Below are 15,529 nucleotides of genomic sequence, written 5' to 3' on the forward strand. Positions count from 1 at the left end.
GTGTTGTGTTAGTCGGTGGGGTCGAGGGCGAGTTCGACGAGGATGTCCCCGGCGTCGACTTGCTGATCGGGGTAGCAGTGGATGCTGCGGACGCGACCGGGGGCGGGGGCGCGGAGGACGACCTCGATCTTCATAGCGCTCATGATGACCAGGGGCTCACCCTCTGCGACCGGCGCGTCGGATTCAGCCGGGACGCGCAGGATCTTCCCCGGGAGCGGCGCGCGGATCGTGTCGTCGGCACGGGCGGCGGCGCGGCTTGCCTCCGGTGCGCGGCGCCCCGGGCGGGCCAGCCACCGTCCCTCGGCCGTGGCCATCTCGATCGTTCCGTCGTCCCGGCGTGCGATAGCGGCGGTGCCGACCTCGTCGCCGTAGGCCACCGTCCAGAGCCCGTCGCTGCCGCGCCACCAACGGAGCGGAGCCTGGCCCTCGCCGTCGTCAGCGGTCCAGATTCCACCCTCCCGCTCCACGACGATGACTCGTTCCCAGTCGGCGTCGACGCCGTGGAAGGCGATCTCGGCGCCACCGGCGAGGCGGAAGGGACCGATCCGCTCCCACGGGTCGCTGCTCGGCGGGCGGTCCAGCGCGGTGGCGAGGAGCGCGGCGGCCGCGAGCCGCGGCGGGGGACCGGCGGGAGGCGGGACCGTCGCCGCGGTCGTGGTGGTGTAGGCACCGGCGCGCACCTCAGGGGCGTCGAGCAGAGCGATCAGCCAGGGCCGGTTCGTTGCGACGCCGGCCACGCCGGTGCGGGTCAGGGCGTCGCGCAAGCGGGTGAGCGCCTCGTCGCGGTTCGCGCCCCAGGCGATCAGCTTGGCGATGAGCGGATCGTAGCGGTCGGGGACGACGTCCCCGGCGGCATAGGCGGCGTCCACCCGGAGTCGTGGCGCTGTGGGCAGCGCCAGGACGGTGAGCCTGCCGGGGCTGGGCAGGAAGTGGCGCGCCGGGTCTTCGGCGTAGAGCCGGGCTTCGATAGCGTGGCCGTGCGGCGCCGGGGCGCACTCGGGGAGCGGGCGGCCCTCGGTCAGATCGAGCTGGAGCGCGACCAGATCCCATCCGATCACCGCCTCGGTCACGGGATGCTCTACCTGCAAGCGAGGGTTCACTTCGAGGAAGGCGATGGTCCCGTCGGCGCCGTAGAGGAACTCGATGGTCGCCAGGCTCACCAGCCCGACCGCTTCGGCCACCGCGATGGCATAGGTATGGAGCCGCCGGCGTGCTTCGTCCGACAGGTTCGGCGCGGGCGCCTCCTCAATCACCTTCTGGTGGCGCCGCTGCAGCGAACACTCGCGGTCACCGATGGCGATGGCTCGTGTGCCGTCCCCAGCGACCTGTACCTCGATATGCCGTGCGCTGTCCAGGAAGCGCTCTAGGTAAAGCACCGGCCCGGCCCCGGCGGCCTCCGCCTCGCGGCGGGCCGAGGCGACCGCTTCCGTCAGCTCCTTCGGGTCATCCACACGCCGCAAGCTGGTGCCGCCTCCACCCAGAGCCGCTTTGACCAAGACCGGATAGCCGATGGCCTTCGCAGCGGTGCACCACTCCTCCGGGGCGTCCCCCAGCGGCTCGCTGGCGGAGAGAACCGGGACTCCGGCCTCAACCGCGGCCCGTCGGGTCTCCACCTTGTCGCCGCAGCGCTCCAGCGTCTCCGGGCTGGGGCCGAGGAAGCGGATGCCGGCCGCGGCGCAGGCGCGGGCAAGCGCGGGGCGCTCGCTGAGGAACCCGTAGCCGGGGTGGAGGAATATGGCCCCGGCCCGGCGCGCCGCCGCGACGACGGCGTCGGGGTCCATCTCACTCCCGGCCGGCCCGACGACCTCGACCCGGCCGATAGCGCGCGCCGCGAAGCCGTCGGCGTCGGGCTCGCCGCAGAGCAGGACGGGCTCGTAGCCCCGCAGCCGGCAGGTGGCAGCGATCCGGACTGCGATCTCCCCGCGGTTGGCGATGGCGACCCGGCGAGTCATCAGTGCGTCACCCATGCGGCGTCGCGCTTCTCCAGGAAGGCGCGCATTCCCTCTTGCCCCTCCTCGCTGGCGCGCCGCTCTGCCAGGGTGCGGATCGTCAGGTCCCGTGCCTCGCCAACGCCCAGACCCTGCACCTGATCGAGCAGGCGCTTGACGGAACCGAGGGCACCCGGCGCAGCCCGCCCGAGAGCGCCGACGATCTCGTCCACCGCCGCGTCGAGTGCGTTGGCGGGGACGACTCGGTGGACCAGCCCGATCCGCAGTGCCTCGGCGGCGTCGAAGGGGGCGCCGGTGAGGAAGTGTGCCTGCGCCGCCCGGCGCCCGATGGCGCGGAGCACGAAGGGGCTGATGACGGCCGGGACCAGGCCGATCCGCACCTCGGTGAAGCCGAAGCGAGCGTCGTCGGCCGCGACCACGATGTCGGCCGCGGCGACCAGCCCGGCACCACCCGCCAGGGCAGCCCCCTGCACCCGCGCGATGACCGGCTTAGGCGAGTCGACGATTGCCTGGAGCAGGCGAGCCAGCAGTTCACCATCGGCGGCGAGAACGGCCGGGTCCTCTGCCTGGACAAACTCGGTTAGGTCGGCACCGGCGCAGAAGACCGGCCCGGCTCCGGCCAGGACGATGCAGCGGACGTCATCGCGGTCAACGGCCCCCATGATCGCGCCGTGCAGCGCCCGCAGCAGATCCCGCCCCAGCGGGTTCCGCTTCTCCGGCCGGTTCAGGGTCAGCCACAGTGCCGGCCCGCGTTGTTCGGTGCGGAGGGGGTCCATGGGTGTCTCCTCGTGTGTGCGTCATACGTCATGCGTCATCCGTCATCCGTGATGCGTGTTCCGTGTCTCTCCCCTCTCCCCTGGTGGGCTCCGTCCGAGAGGGGCCGGGGGTGAGGGGGACGCGTGACGCATCACGCATGACGCGTCAAATCCGCAGCACCCCGTACTCCGTCGGCGGGATGGGAGCGTTGAGGGCGGTCTGCAGCGCCAGTCCGAGCACCTGTCGGGTCTGGCGCGGGTCGATCACCCCGTCGTCCCAGAGCCGCGCGGTGGCGAAGTAGGGGCTTGTCTCCTCGGCATAGCGCGCTTCGACCTCCTGGCGCAGGCGCTCCAACCCGGCCTCGTCTAGCGGCTCGCCGCGGCTCGCGGCCGCACGCTGGCGGATCGTGACCAGCACGCCGGCTGCTTGCTCGCCCCCCATCACGCCGATCCGGGCGGTCGGCCAGCTAAAGACAAACCGCGGGTCGTAGGCCCGGCCGCACATCGCGTAGTTCCCGGCGCCGTACGACGCGCCGATCATCACGGTCAGCTTCGGCACCTGCGCCACCGCGACCGCCGCTACCATCTTCGCACCGTCGCGCGCGATCCCCTCGTGCTCGTAGCGTTTCCCGACGATGAAGCCGGTGATGTTCTGGAAGAAGATCAGCGGGATGCGCTGCTGGGCGCAGAGCATCACGAAGTGCGCGCCCTTGCGGGCCGAGTCGCTGAACAGCACGCCGTTGTTCGCCAGCACGCCGACCGGGATGCCGTAGAGGTGACCGAAACCGCAGACGAGCGTCTGGCCGTAGTCGGCCTTGAACTCTCGCAGCCGGCTGCCGTCCAGGATGCGGATCAGAACCTCGCGCGCGTCGTAGGGGCGGCGCGGTTCCGGCGGGACGATGCCCAGCAGATCCTCGGGGTCCTCCTGCGGATCGACGATCGGCTCCCGCTCGAAGGGTAGCGGGGGCGGCGCGGGTCGAGGTTGGGCCAGCAGATCGTGGGCGATGGCGAGCGCGCTGGCCTCGTCGTCGGCCACGTAGTCCACCACCCCGCTGACCCGGCCGTGGACGTCGGCACCACCCAGCTCCTCAGCGGTCACCTCCTCGCCGGTGGCGGCCTTCACGAGCGGCGGGCCGCCGAGGTAGATCGTGCCGGTGCCACGCACGATGACCGCTTCGTCGCTCATGGCCGGCACATAGGCCCCGCCGGCCGTGCAAGGACCGAGAACCACCGCCACCTGGCGCAGCCCCTGCGCCGAGAGGAGTGCCTGGTTGCGGAAGATCCGCCCAAAGTGGTCACGGTCGGGAAAGACCTCGCTCTGCAGCGGGAGGAAGGCGCCGCCGGAGTCGACCAGATAGAGGCACGGCAAGTGGTTGGCGAAGGCGATCTCCTGGGCGCGCAGGTGCTTCTTGACGGTGATCGGGAAGTAGGTGCCGCCCTTGACGGTCGGGTCGTTGGCGACGATGACGACCTCCCGGCCGCCGATCCGACCGATGCCGGTGACGATCCCGGCCGCCGGTGCCTCGCCGTCGTACATGTCCTCCGCGGCGAGGGGAGATAGTTCGAGGAAGGGGCTGGCCGGGTCGAGAACGCGCTCGATCCGCTCGCGAACCGGGAGTTTGCCGCGCTGCCGCTGGCGCTGGTGGGCCAGCTCGCCGCCGCCGGCCTGAGCGCGCCTTAGCCGCGCTTGCAGCTCTTCGATGGCCTGGAGGTTCGCCTCACGGTTGGCCTGGAACTCGGGATCGGACCGGTTGACCCGACTGGTGAGCCGCACGGACTGCTCCTCTCCTCGTCGAGCGGAGGCGCTGGCGCCGCTGCCGGCCGTGCCCGCCTACAGGATGGCCTCCCTGGCCCCCGCAGGCCACCGCTACTGTAGCACTAAACCGGCCGGGGTTGGATACCCAGGGTTCCTGCTATCGCAGCCGCGTGGTCAGGGACCAGGCGGCCCACCGCCGGGTGGGGCTCTCAGCGAAGGCGCCCGGTGCCAGTCCCCAGGTCCAGGCCCGTGGTGCGTGGGCAGTGCCCCCCAACCCGGTGGTGTGAGCGTGCCCGGTGGGTTCCGGGGTGGCGGGCGGGGAGAGTATCGCGAAACCGTGGTCGAGGAGCACGGTGGCGTCGTCGTACCAGCGCTCACTGGTGGAGCCGAGGAGGACGACGATCACCCGGCGGCCGTCGCGCTCAGCGACCTCGACGAGGCAGTGGCCGGCGGCTCTGGTCCAGCCCGTCTTGCCGCCGATGATGCCGGGGTAGCGCTCCCAGAGCTTGTTGGTGCTCTCGTAGCGGTGGCCTTCGCCGGAATAGTCGTGGGCGCCGAAGATCGGGGCGAGGACCGGGGATTCGAGGACCGCGCGGGTGACCAGCGCGAGGTCGTGAGCGCTACCGAAGTGGTCCCGCGCATCCAGGCCATGCGGGTTCACTACCCGGGTGTCGGTCAGGCCAAGGCTGACGGCTCGCTCGTTCATCCAGTCGATGAAGCGCCCGCGTGCGGCCTGGTCGTCTGCATGTGGGCTGCCGCCGACCGCGCGGGCAATCGCCAGCGCCGCGTCGTTGCCGCTCGGCAAGAGCAGCCCGTAGAGGAGGGTGCGCAGCGAGAGCCGCTCTCCCTCCCGAAGCCTCGCGCTGGAGCCACGGATCAGGTCCGACCGCATCACCGTGACCACTTGCTCGAGGTCCGCCCGCTCGACGGCGACCAGTGCTGTGAGCATCTTGGTGAGGCTCGCGATCGCCGTGCGCTGGTGCGGTTCCTGGGCGTCCAGCACGTCGCCGGACGCCCCATCCATGACGATCCAGTTCCGGGCGGCGACATCGGGCCGCGCGGCAGCCGGCCGCGCGGTGAGCACTATGTGAATCGGCAGCACGAGAACGGCCAGGAGGAGGACGCGAAGACGACGCACGGGAGCCTCCTTCCGTTCCCGTGACGGGAGGACGGCAGTGCTGCCAGTCAGTAGCGCACGGTGTCACCCTGACCGGCGGTATCGATCCGGTGTGGCTCGGCGGCCCGCCAGTTGAGCCGCTCGATGTCGGCACGGAGCCCGGCGAGCAAGTAACGCAACTCGCTGGCCATGCCACACAGCCGGAAGCCCTCGGCCAGCCGCTGATTGACGCCGTCGGCGTTGCTGCAGTGGATGCCGGGCACGACGCCGAACCGGACCGCGGTTTCGCGCACGTGATTGATCGCCTCGACCACGCGCGGGATGTCGCACTCCAGCGGGACGCCCAGCCCCAGCCCCATCGAGGCCGCCAGATCGTTCGGGCCGATGAAGCAGGCGTCGACGCCCGGGACGCTCAGAATCTCGTCGACACGCTCGACCGCGTCGATGTGCTCGATCTGGAGAACGAGGAGGATCTCGTCGTTGGCATGGCGGTAGTACTCGCTGGCCGTGGTGTCGAAACTGAGCGCGTGGCGGCCGCCGCCGACGCTGCGGTTTCCCAGCGGGTGGTAGCGGGTCGCCTCGACCGCCCGCTCGGCTTCCTCGCGGCTCTTGACCATCGGGACGACGATGCCCCAGGCCCCGGCGTCGAGCACGCGCTTGAACCACATCGGGTCGTTCCACGGGATGCGCACCATCGGGGCAGTGGGCGTCGCTGCCACGGCCATGAACATCTGCGCCATGGTGCGGATGTCGATGGCATAGTGCTCGGTGTCCACCACCACCCAGTCGAAGCCTAGACGGCCAATGAACTCGGCCGCCTCCGGGCTGGGCAGTGCCAGCCAGGTGCCGACCGATGCCTCACCTGCGAGCAGGCGTCGCCGCACATGGTTCCCCCGCATCGGCTCTCCGTCCTTTCTTTGATCCCGTGCCTCGCCGTGTGCGCGGCATTGTAGCGCGGGACCGGTTACCCCTCACCCCCTAGGCCCCCTCTCCCACAAGGGGAGAGGGGGGAACGGGGCAACTAGGCGGGCTCGCCGAGGTAGTGCTTGAACCAGTTCAGGATGCGCGTGAAGACGTCCTCGCGGTGCTGCGGCGGACCCAGGCGCAGCATGCCGTGCGACCCGCCCGGGTAGCGGACGAACTCGACCTCGCAGCCGGCCTTCAGCAGCGCGATGAACATCTGCTCCCCTTGCCCGATCGGGCAGCGCTCGTCCTCCTCTCCGTGGATGATCAGCGTCGGCGTCGTCGCACGGTGGGCGAACGTCGACGGCGACTGTGCCGCGAACTTCTCCGGGATCTCGTGGGGCCGGCCACCCCACTCGAGCTCGCCGAAGGTGTGGCTGATGTCGCTCGTGCCGTACATCGACACCAGGTCGAAGCAGGGCGCGCCGCAGACGGCTGCCTTGAAGCGATCCGTCTGCCCGATGGTCCACGCCGTCATGTAGCCGCCGTAGCTGTAGCCCCAGATGCCGGTCCGCTCGCGGTCAGCGTATGGGCGCTCCAGCACCGTGTCGAGGACCGCCATCAGGTCCTTGAAGTCCTCGCCGCCCCAGTCCTGGAGGACCGCCTGCGCGAACTCGCGGCCGTAGGAGCCGGAGCCGCGCGGGTTCGACATCACCACCAGGAAGCCGTTGGTGGCCAGAATCTGCTGCCACGGGGTGAACGTGTAGCCATAGAAGCCCTGCGGGCCACCGTGGACGTCGAGGATCACCGGGTAGCGCTTGTTCGGGTCGAAATCGGGCGGCGTCAGGAGCCACGCCTCGATCGTGTACCCGGCCCGCTCGATCTCGAAGCGCTCCCAGTTGGCCGGCGGGTGCTCGGTCAGGACCTGCGTGTTGTACCCGGTGACGACCGTCGTCTGGTTGGTCTGCGTATCGTGGACGGCGATCTCACCGATCTCGGAGAAGCTGGTGTGCCCCTGAACAACGTAGCGCCGGTCGCGGTCGACGCTCATCCCGGCGTGCGTCGCTTCCCAGCGCACCACCGTCTCAATAGCGCCGGTCTCAGCGTCGATGGTATAGAGGCCGCTGGCACCGGCCCGGATCGCATGGAACAGCACCCGGCGATCGTCGAGCCAGACCGGCTGAGCCGGAGCGCCGCGGCCGGGCTCGCCGCCAACCGGGCTCACGTCCAGGTCGTCCGTCAGACGCGTGGTCGTGCCGCTGGCGACGTCGTAGACGAAGAAGTCGTCCTGGAACGAGTGCTCGGTGTCACCTGCGTAGATGATCCGGTCTCCGGAGGGCGACCAGGCCCAGACACTGATGACGCCGGTCTCCGGGCCGATGCGGATCTCCTCGCCGCCGTCGACCGGGAGCAGCGCGAGGTAGGAGCACATGCCGTTCAGGATCGGGACGCGGACCGAGACGAACCGACCGTCCGGCGACCACTGGGGGAAGAGGTGGTCGCGCAGTTCACGGCTCAGCCGGCGTCGCTCACCGGTCTCGACGTCGACGACGAACGTGTGGAAGCGCACGTCGTTCAGGTAGCCGCGGCCGTCCTGCTTATAGTCGATGCGTCGCGTGACCCGCACCTTCGGCGGCGCATCCTTGTCGGGCGGTGTCTCGTCTGGGTTCTCCGGGTCGAAGGTGGTGGTGTAGGCGATGCGGGTGCCGTCGGGAGACCAGGCGAGGTCGCTGATCGCCTGGTTGTGCCGCGTGATCTCGCGCGCCTCCCCCGGTCGGTCCAGGTCGAGCACGAAGATGCCGGCCTTTTCGACCCGGTTCGAGACGAAGGCGATGCGCCTGCCGTCCGGCGACCAGACGCCGCCGCTGTTCCGCTCGCCGCTCCAGGTGAGCCGGCGCGGGTTGCTGCCGTCGATCCCACAGAGCCAGATCTGGCTGGAGCCCTTCTTCGTCTCGCGGTCGACGGCGCTGAGCGTGTACAGGATCTGCGTCCCGTCCGGAGACACCTGCGGTTCACCGGCCATGGTGAGTCCATAGACGACGAGCTCCGGGGTGATGGGCTGTGCCATGCTTGTCCCTCCAACGTCTTCTCGACTGAGCGCCGGAGCGAGGATAGCGGCGAACGAAACACCAGGCAACAGGTGTGGGACGCGGTTCAGTGCGTCATGCTATCGTCTGCGCATCCACACCGCAGCCGTTGAGCCGAGGGTGAAGGAGGCCCAATGATCCAGATCGACCGCCGCCACCTGCGCGAGACGCTGGCCGACCTCGTCCGTATCCCGTCGATCAACCCGGACCTTGTCCCCGGTGCGGGCGGTGAGCGCGAGATCGCCGAGGCGATCGCCGCGAGGCTTCGCACCACACCCGGGATCACGGTCGAGCTGCAAGACGCCGGGGGCGGGCGGCCGAACGTGATCGCCATCGTCGGCGAGGGCTCGGGACGGCGGCTGATGCTCAACGGCCACATGGATACCGTCGGCGTCGCCGGGATGGCCGACCCCTTCTCGGCACGCGTCGAGGACGACCGGCTCTACGGCCGCGGGGCGTTCGACATGAAGGGGTCGCTGGCGAGCATGATCGTGCTGCTCGAAGCGATCGCTCGGGCCGGTGAGTTCCCCGGCCAGCTCATCGCGACCTTCGTTGTCGACGAGGAGTACGCCAGCATCGGCACCCAGGCGATCTGCCGTGAGATCGACCGCTGGCGCCCCGACGCCGCGCTGGTGCTGGAGCCGACCGACCTCAACATCGGCGTCGCCCATAAGGGCTTCGTCTGGGCCGAGATCGTCACCCGTGGTCGTGCGGCCCATGGCAGCGACTTCCGCGCGGGCGTCGACGCAATCGCCCATATGGGCCGCGTGCTGGTCGAGCTGGAGCGCCTCGGCGCCGACCTGCTCGCCCGGACGCCGCACCGGTACGTCGGCCCGCCGTCGATCCACGCCTCGCTGATCTCCGGCGGCCAGGAGCTCTCCTCCTACCCCGAGGAGTGCTGCCTCCAGATCGAGCGCCGCACCGTCCCCGGCGAGACAGCCGCGCAGGTCGAGGCGGAGTTGCAGGCCATCCTCGACCGGCTAAGCGCCGAGGACGACCAGTTCAACGCCACCCTCACGATGGGAGTGGTGCGGGAGCCGTTTGAGATCAGCGAGGACGCTGAGATCGTCCGGGTGCTCGGCCGCGCCGTGGAGCGCGAGCTGGGGCAGGAGCCGGTGGTCTATGGCGGCTTCGGATGGATGGACTCGGCCCTGCTGGCCGCCGCCGGGGTTCCGACGGCGATCTTCGGCCCCTCCGGGGAGGGGGCCCACGCGTTGGTCGAGTGGAGCGACCTTGCTTCCCTGGAGGCCGTCACCCGTGTCATCGCCCGCGTCGCCTACGACTTCTGCGGGATGTAGGCGGTGCTGGGGATCCCCTCACCCCCGCCCCCTCTCGGACGGAGCCCACAATGGGAGAGGGGAGGACAGTGTTCAGCAGCAGGCTGAGGGACGCTCAGAGCGTGCCGGGAGGCCAAAGGGAGAGCCAGACCTGACCCTTGATTGCACTGATCGGTACGGGGCCGAAGTCGCGCGAGTCGCGCGAGTTGCTGCGGTTGTCCCCCATCACGAACACGTACCCTTCCGGGATAACCTGCTCGTTCCCGGCCCTGAGGAAGCGGCCCGGTCGGGTCGTGGCCATGCCGTTGATGTAGGGTTCATCGAGCCGCTCGCCGTTCACATAGAGTGCGCCGTCGTGGATTGATACCCGATCGCCGGGGAGTCCGACGACGCGCTTGACATAGGGTTTCCCGCTGGCGTCGTGGGCGTCCAGGATCACGATGTCGCCACGGCTGGGCTTCCCGAAGGGGTACACCATGCGTTCGCCGTCGCGTTCGACGAAGGGGAGGGCGTCGAGGATGCCGTTGACGTCGATGTGCAGATAGGCGTGCCGACCCACGAGCAGGAGCTGACCCGGCTGGAGCGCCGGAACCATCGACGTGCCCTCCACCCGGTACGTCAGGACGACCGCGCGGATCAGCACGAAGATGATGACGGCGGTGAGCAGCGTCTGCACGATCTCGCGGAGCGCGCTCCGGTCTTGGGCTTGCTCCTGCTGCCCTGCTGCCTGCTTGTCGCTGCCGGTTGCCATCCGCGTCCGTGTCCCCTCGTCGAAGTGGTGTCGACCCTGCTGCGCCTGAGGATACCCCATCGCGCCGCAGTGGCGGGTGAACACCGGGCCATGCCTGCTGGCACCACGTGTGCGGGCTGCGTAGGAGATGTGTCCCGACCGCGAAAGGAGTGGAACCCATGACGGCGCAGCGCACCGAAGGCGAAGGCCAGGAGCCAACCCATACCCACCCGGCGGTCACCCATTCGCACGATCACTACCACGTCACGCACCACCACACGGGCGGTGCCGGGGATCCGCTCGAGCACCGGGTCTACTGGCACACCCATCCGCACAACCACAACGAGCTCACGCATAGCCACGACTACGATCGGGACGACGAGGAGCAGCACCACGGCCGTGAGGCCCACGTGCACGACCATGCCGCCCCGACCCAGTCGCCGGCCTAGGTCCAGGAGCGCCGGCATCCTTGCCGGCCCCCGTGCTGCCCTGGTGACACAGGACGGGAGCCGATGAGACGCGGGCGCTCCTGACGCCCTAGAGCGGCGGGCGGCGCGTCGCGAAGTCGGTTGTCGCCTCGTAGGCGCGGGCCGCGCGGCAGATCGTTGCCTCATCGAACGGCCGGCCGATCAACTGGAGGCTGGCGACCGGCTGGTTCTGGTCATTGAAGGCGCAGGGGAGCGCGATCGCCGGCTGGCCCGACAGATCGACCGGGCAGGTGTAGCGCACCATGCAGTCCAGCGTCGTTTCCTCCACCCCGTCGATGGTGACCGTGTCCTGACCGATCGGGACGGGCGGGTGCGGGAGCGTCGGCGTCGCGATGACGTCGCACTGCTCCATGGCCGCGCGGAAGCTCTGCTTGATCATCGTGCGTAGCCGCTGGGCTTTGAGGTACATCGGGCCCGAGATGGCCTCGCCCGCTTCCAACAGGACTCTTATGTCGGGGGCGTACTTGTCCGCCCGCGTCCGCAGCAGGTGTTCGTGATAGCTTGTGGCCTCGGCCATGACGATGGCGAACTCGGCGAGGAGTGAGTGTTCGACCCAGGGCAGGTCGACCTCGACGATATCGGCGCCCAGCTCGCCAAGCCGGGCGATAGCCTGTTCGACCCCCTGCTTGACCTCTGGGTGGATCCGCTCGAAGAAGTAGTTGCGCGGCACGCCGACGCGCAGGCCGGTTAGCCCGCCCTCGATCCCGTCGGTGTAGTCGGGCACCGGCACCGGCTGGGTGGCGGTGTCCATCGGATCGTACCCGGCAATAACGTTCAGCATCAGAGCCGCGTCGGTGACGGTCCGGGTCATCGGGCCCACATGGTCCAGCGACCAGCTCAGCGCGAGCGCGCCATAGCGGCTGACCCGGCCGTAGGTGGGCATCAGCCCGACGTTGCCGCAGAGCGCGGCCGGGATGCGGATGGAGCCGCCGGTGTCGCTGCCGAGGGCGGCGATGCACTCTCCAGCCGCAACGGCGGCGGCCGACCCACCACTGGAGCCGCCGGGGATGTGCCCCGGCATCCACGGGTTGTGGGTCGGGCCGAAGGTCCAGTTGTTGGTGGTGACCCCGAAGGCAAACTCGTGCAAGTTGAGCTTGCCGGTGAAGATCGCGCCGGCCTGGCGCAGGCGCGTCACCGTGGTCGCGTCCTCGTCCGGCACGAAGTCCTCGAGCACCGCCGAGCCCGCGGTCGTGCGAACGCCGCGGGTCATCAGCAGGTCCTTCAAGCCGACCGGGATGCCGTGGAACGGACCGAGGTAGTTACCCATGGCGATGTTGCGCTCAGCGGCCTTGGCCTGGGCCATGGCCTCGTCGGCGAGCACGGTGATGTAGGCGTTCACCTTCGGCTCGACCGCCTCGATCCGCTCCAGCACCTGGTGGGTCAACTCCACCGGTGAGACCTGCCGCGAGCGGAGGAGCGGCGCCAGTTCGGTGACGGGGAGGAAGGGCAGATCGTCATAGGAGCTCATCCTCGTCGCTCCTCTCGGCTGGATAGCGCGGCTCGAAGACGGTGCTGGGTTCCACGAGCCAGAGCGGCTCAGGGTCGATGGCATTCAGCCCGTCGATGATCGGGCCCGCGACGGCGGCAACGGCCTCAGCTACGTCGGGCGGAATGTCGCGCCCGACCTGCTCGGCGAAGAGGCGCTCGACCGCTTCCCGGGACAGGGGCATGACGTCCCTCCTTTCGGTTGTCCGGATATCTCGATTGTCGCCGGAATTTCGGCGGGCGTCAATCGTGAGACGAGAGGAACCCCGCCACTCGGTGCGTGCCGCGGCGTGGAATCCTTCACGCCACCCACCCCGAGCACGGGCTGGCCGCATACACCTGACTCATTCGTGGAACTTCATGAGCATCTGCCGTCCTACGCGGAGCTGCATGCCATAGGGTGGCGGTTGGCTTCGCTCAGGATGACATCGGACGGGATGAAATGGGAACGAGAGTGCAGCCGCATTCCGTGGCGGGCTGGGGTGCCTGTTCGTCTACCTGGGTTCACTCGCCTGGGAGTGGGGGCGCTGCATCTCGGCGCGGCTGAGGAAGAGGATCAGGCCGGTAATGAGTTCGGGCACCACGACGAAGAAGTAGTCGTTGGCAACGGCACCGCCGATGCCGGCCAGCACGACGAGCAGCCCGCCGATCCAGGCGAAGGGGAGCCGCAGCAGGACGGCGCCTCCGGTGGCGAGGTGGATCACCAGGAGCGCGGCGTTGAGCCAGACCAGGGTCGGCTCGTTATCCACGCTCCGGAAGAAGCTGAGGAGTGCCCAGGCGGCGCCGGTGACCATGAAGCCCACCCCGGCCATCAGGACCTTGCCCGGGAGCGTCCCCGCCTCAGGCTGCTGTGTCGCGCGTGTGTCGTCCGGCCGCACCCTGTCCCTACTCTCGCTCGATCGGTCGAAGCCAGCATAGAGTCGCCGGGTCCCGGCGAACTCCACACCGATTCTACCGAATCTGTGTGAGGTGCAGCCGGCAGGCGGGGACTTTTCCGGCCGCTCGCGCGGGTTGCCGCGCTCGCCGCTTGCGCCGAGCGCTGCACGGTTTCCTCGCGGCACGATGACCGATCATCCGGCGCGGACGGCGGCTCACGGCTGTTGGCCGTACCGCCACATGTAATAGTGCTGGCCGACGTTACCCGCCTCGACTTTCCAGCCGTCAGGATTGCTCGGGGTGTAGGTCAGCACGCGGCGCTCGAAGACCTGGACCAGCACCAGGGTCGGCACTCCTCTGACGTTGACCTGGGTCCAGTAGGGTTCGGTCAGCGGATAGCCGGTAGCGTAGATCGGGTTCTCGAAATACGGCCCGATCACGTACTGGCCGTCCTCGTAGATGAGCCCTGTACCGGTCATGAACTCCCAGAACACATTCGGGACCGAATGCACCGGGGAGCGGGTGTCATACAACGCCGCAGTCCAGACGTTCTGTGCGGCCAGCGAGGGGTCGGTGCCGACCACGCCCTCCGGGGTAATCGTATGGATGATCGGCTGGTCGATCGGGTGGGGTGGCTCGTTCAAGAGTTTGGCGAAGGTGGCGTATGTCGGCCCAGGTGAGTCAGGGTCCCCCGCGACGACAACGTTGGCAGGTTCGCGTGGGTCGGAGAAGGCGTCGTCGCCCAGTTGCACCACGCCGGTCACCAGCTCCTGAGCCAGCAGGCCGTTGGTAACGTCCCAGGGTTGTTCCGCACGCCAGGAGTTGTCTTCCATCCGGGTCTTGTCGAAGTACCGGACGTGGCGTTCGCCGCTGGGGGCGTCGCCATAGATCTCGACGATGTCCGTGACCGCGTTACCCGGGCCCCAGATCCAGGTGCGGTTCACCCGCCCCTCGGTAACCGGGCGGTCCATGCGCGCCCAGGTTCGCTGGAAGATCGCCTCCACCTCCGGGGGCGGCGCGGCAGGATTGACGACCGGCCCCGGCTCGAGGGCCGGTGCTTCCGCGGCGACGGCTGGGGACCAGAGTACGCTGACGGCAAGAACCAGTGTTGCGCAGAGCAGGGTCGAGGGTAGCAACCGGCGGCGCGGCGAGGGTGTCATCGTAACCCCCTTCTCGGAATGCCCCGATCCGCAAGCCGTCACCAGGGCGGTGGGTGCGACCCTCGCGCGGCCCCGGATGCCGATGCGCTGCATGTATCTACTCTAGACAGGGCCAATGATTAGTCAATAGCTATTAAAAATCTGTCAATGCCGGAGCAGCCGCCCCGTGGCGTTCGGGAGCGCCTCCGGTGGTGCGATTCTTAGGGGGCTATCGCCGGCTCGGGGCGCCGCTCGGCACCGGTCCGGGCCCGCCCGCAAACTCGGCCAGTCCCCACAGATCGCGCCAGATGAAGTCGGGCTGCTCCGGGCCGGGTGGGGCTTCGACGTGGCGGTTGACCCAGGCGGTGTGGAATCCGAGGCGCTGGGCCGGGCCGATGTCGTACTTGAAGCCGAAGGCGACGTGCAGGATGCGCTCGGGTGGCTCGCCGACCTGCTCCAGCAGGTAGCGGAAGCCCTGTTCGGACGGTTTGTAGGCCCCGACATCCTCAGCCACGATGACCCGCTCGAAGGGAAGGTCGAGATGCCGCAGCGTGTGCGCCATGATGTCGCGGTCCGTGTTCGAGAGGATCACAAGCCGCAACCCTGCTGCGTGGGCCTGGAGGAGGGCCGGGCGGGTGTCGGGGAACGGCTGCCAGCTCCGCATCGAGCGAACGAGATCCTCGCCGTAGGCCGGGTCCCAGGAGTAGCCGCGCTCTTCGGCCCAGCGCCGCAGGCTCTCAGTCAGGATCTCCTTGTACGGGCGGTAGCCTCCGGCCAGGAGGTCGAACTGGATCGCCTCCCAGCGCTCGCGGAGCGTCATGCCGGGGTCGGGTGACGGATCCCCGAGCCGGAGCGCAAGCGAATAGAGGAACGAGGCCGCGCCACCCTCCCAGTCGATCAGCGTGCCGTAGCAGTCGAACGTCGCGACGCGGATGTCCTCCCGCCTCACCCGGAACCTCCCTTCGGT

The 15,529-nt window shown here is 69.2% G+C and carries 14 protein-coding genes; 2 read left to right on the plus strand and 12 right to left on the minus strand.

Annotated elements, in window-relative coordinates:
• Window positions 1–8: 8 nt before the first annotated feature.
• The 6 genes from STHE_RS12570 to STHE_RS12595 form a co-directional block, all read right to left on the minus strand.
• Window positions 9–1,967 carry an ATP-binding protein gene (locus STHE_RS12570; protein ID WP_052295367.1) on the minus strand — a complete coding sequence of 653 codons (1,959 nt, stop codon included), beginning with the start codon at window positions 1,965–1,967 and terminating at the stop codon, window positions 9–11.
• Entirely contained in the window at window positions 1,952–2,725 is a 774-nt protein-coding gene (locus STHE_RS12575) for an enoyl-CoA hydratase-related protein (protein WP_012872967.1), read from the minus strand. The genes STHE_RS12570 and STHE_RS12575 overlap by 16 nt, the downstream gene beginning before the upstream one ends.
• 145 nt (window positions 2,726–2,870) lie before the next feature.
• Window positions 2,871–4,478, minus strand: coding sequence for a carboxyl transferase domain-containing protein (locus STHE_RS12580; RefSeq protein ID WP_012872968.1), 1,608 nt, complete (start codon window positions 4,476–4,478; stop codon window positions 2,871–2,873).
• Window positions 4,479–4,617: 139 nt separating this feature from the next.
• The gene (locus STHE_RS12585) at window positions 4,618–5,598 is read right to left on the minus strand and encodes a D-alanyl-D-alanine carboxypeptidase family protein (RefSeq protein WP_012872969.1); all 981 of its coding nucleotides are present in this window, start codon (window positions 5,596–5,598) and stop codon (window positions 4,618–4,620) included.
• A gap of 47 nt (window positions 5,599–5,645) precedes the next feature.
• Window positions 5,646–6,476 (minus strand): HpcH/HpaI aldolase family protein, encoded by an 831-nt coding sequence (locus STHE_RS12590; protein WP_012872970.1) that lies wholly within the window; start codon window positions 6,474–6,476, stop codon window positions 5,646–5,648.
• A 122-nt stretch (window positions 6,477–6,598) separates the two neighbouring features.
• Window positions 6,599–8,548 carry a S9 family peptidase gene (locus STHE_RS12595; RefSeq protein ID WP_012872971.1) on the minus strand — a complete coding sequence of 650 codons (1,950 nt, stop codon included), beginning with the start codon at window positions 8,546–8,548 and terminating at the stop codon, window positions 6,599–6,601.
• A 153-nt stretch (window positions 8,549–8,701) separates the two neighbouring features.
• Between STHE_RS12595 and STHE_RS12600 the strand changes: the two genes are divergently transcribed.
• Window positions 8,702–9,865 carry an ArgE/DapE family deacylase gene (locus STHE_RS12600; RefSeq protein ID WP_012872972.1) on the plus strand — a complete coding sequence of 388 codons (1,164 nt, stop codon included), beginning with the start codon at window positions 8,702–8,704 and terminating at the stop codon, window positions 9,863–9,865.
• A gap of 94 nt (window positions 9,866–9,959) precedes the next feature.
• On the opposite strand, the gene lepB is transcribed toward STHE_RS12600, so the two are convergent.
• The gene (lepB, locus tag STHE_RS12605) at window positions 9,960–10,595 is read right to left on the minus strand and encodes a signal peptidase I (protein WP_169308203.1); all 636 of its coding nucleotides are present in this window, start codon (window positions 10,593–10,595) and stop codon (window positions 9,960–9,962) included.
• 158 nt (window positions 10,596–10,753) lie between these two features.
• On the opposite strand from lepB, the gene STHE_RS12610 reads away from it, so the two are divergent.
• Window positions 10,754–11,023 carry a hypothetical protein gene (locus tag STHE_RS12610; protein ID WP_012872974.1) on the plus strand — a complete coding sequence of 90 codons (270 nt, stop codon included), beginning with the start codon at window positions 10,754–10,756 and terminating at the stop codon, window positions 11,021–11,023.
• A gap of 88 nt (window positions 11,024–11,111) precedes the next feature.
• On the opposite strand, the gene STHE_RS12615 is transcribed toward STHE_RS12610, so the two are convergent.
• The 5 genes from STHE_RS12615 to STHE_RS12635 form a co-directional block, all read right to left on the minus strand.
• Window positions 11,112–12,530 (minus strand): amidase, encoded by a 1,419-nt coding sequence (locus STHE_RS12615; RefSeq protein WP_012872975.1) that lies wholly within the window; start codon window positions 12,528–12,530, stop codon window positions 11,112–11,114.
• Complete coding sequence (locus STHE_RS12620) at window positions 12,517–12,732, minus strand: hypothetical protein (protein WP_041400318.1); 216 nt, start codon at window positions 12,730–12,732, stop codon at window positions 12,517–12,519. The genes STHE_RS12615 and STHE_RS12620 overlap by 14 nt, the downstream gene beginning before the upstream one ends.
• A gap of 309 nt (window positions 12,733–13,041) precedes the next feature.
• Window positions 13,042–13,425 carry a hypothetical protein gene (locus STHE_RS19070; protein WP_041400320.1) on the minus strand — a complete coding sequence of 128 codons (384 nt, stop codon included), beginning with the start codon at window positions 13,423–13,425 and terminating at the stop codon, window positions 13,042–13,044.
• 213 nt (window positions 13,426–13,638) lie between these two features.
• Window positions 13,639–14,583 carry a hypothetical protein gene (locus tag STHE_RS12630; protein ID WP_052295368.1) on the minus strand — a complete coding sequence of 315 codons (945 nt, stop codon included), beginning with the start codon at window positions 14,581–14,583 and terminating at the stop codon, window positions 13,639–13,641.
• A gap of 208 nt (window positions 14,584–14,791) precedes the next feature.
• The gene (locus STHE_RS12635) at window positions 14,792–15,511 is read right to left on the minus strand and encodes a haloacid dehalogenase type II (RefSeq protein ID WP_012872979.1); all 720 of its coding nucleotides are present in this window, start codon (window positions 15,509–15,511) and stop codon (window positions 14,792–14,794) included.
• Window positions 15,512–15,529: the final 18 nt, after the last annotated feature.

Source organism: Sphaerobacter thermophilus DSM 20745, from assembly GCF_000024985.1.
GTDB classification, from domain to species: domain Bacteria; phylum Chloroflexota; class Chloroflexia; order Thermomicrobiales; family Thermomicrobiaceae; genus Sphaerobacter; species Sphaerobacter thermophilus.

Bases quoted from the DNA above. Each gene is read 5' to 3' on its own strand.
- STHE_RS12630 (WP_052295368.1), bottom strand. From the start codon at position 14,583: ATGACACCCTCGCCGCGCCGCCGGTTGCTACCCTCGACCCTGCTCTGC.
- STHE_RS12615 (WP_012872975.1), bottom strand. From the start codon at position 12,530: ATGAGCTCCTATGACGATCTGCCCTTCCTCCCCGTCACCGAACTGGCG.
- STHE_RS12590 (WP_012872970.1), bottom strand. From the start codon at position 6,476: ATGCGGGGGAACCATGTGCGGCGACGCCTGCTCGCAGGTGAGGCATCG.
- STHE_RS12595 (WP_012872971.1), bottom strand. From the start codon at position 8,548: ATGGCACAGCCCATCACCCCGGAGCTCGTCGTCTATGGACTCACCATG.
- STHE_RS12570 (WP_052295367.1), bottom strand. From the start codon at position 1,967: ATGGGTGACGCACTGATGACTCGCCGGGTCGCCATCGCCAACCGCGGG.
- STHE_RS12620 (WP_041400318.1), bottom strand. From the start codon at position 12,732: ATGCCCCTGTCCCGGGAAGCGGTCGAGCGCCTCTTCGCCGAGCAGGTC.
- STHE_RS12575 (WP_012872967.1), bottom strand. From the start codon at position 2,725: ATGGACCCCCTCCGCACCGAACAACGCGGGCCGGCACTGTGGCTGACC.
- STHE_RS12600 (WP_012872972.1), top strand. From the start codon at position 8,702: ATGATCCAGATCGACCGCCGCCACCTGCGCGAGACGCTGGCCGACCTC.
- lepB (WP_169308203.1), bottom strand. From the start codon at position 10,595: ATGGCAACCGGCAGCGACAAGCAGGCAGCAGGGCAGCAGGAGCAAGCC.
- STHE_RS12610 (WP_012872974.1), top strand. From the start codon at position 10,754: ATGACGGCGCAGCGCACCGAAGGCGAAGGCCAGGAGCCAACCCATACC.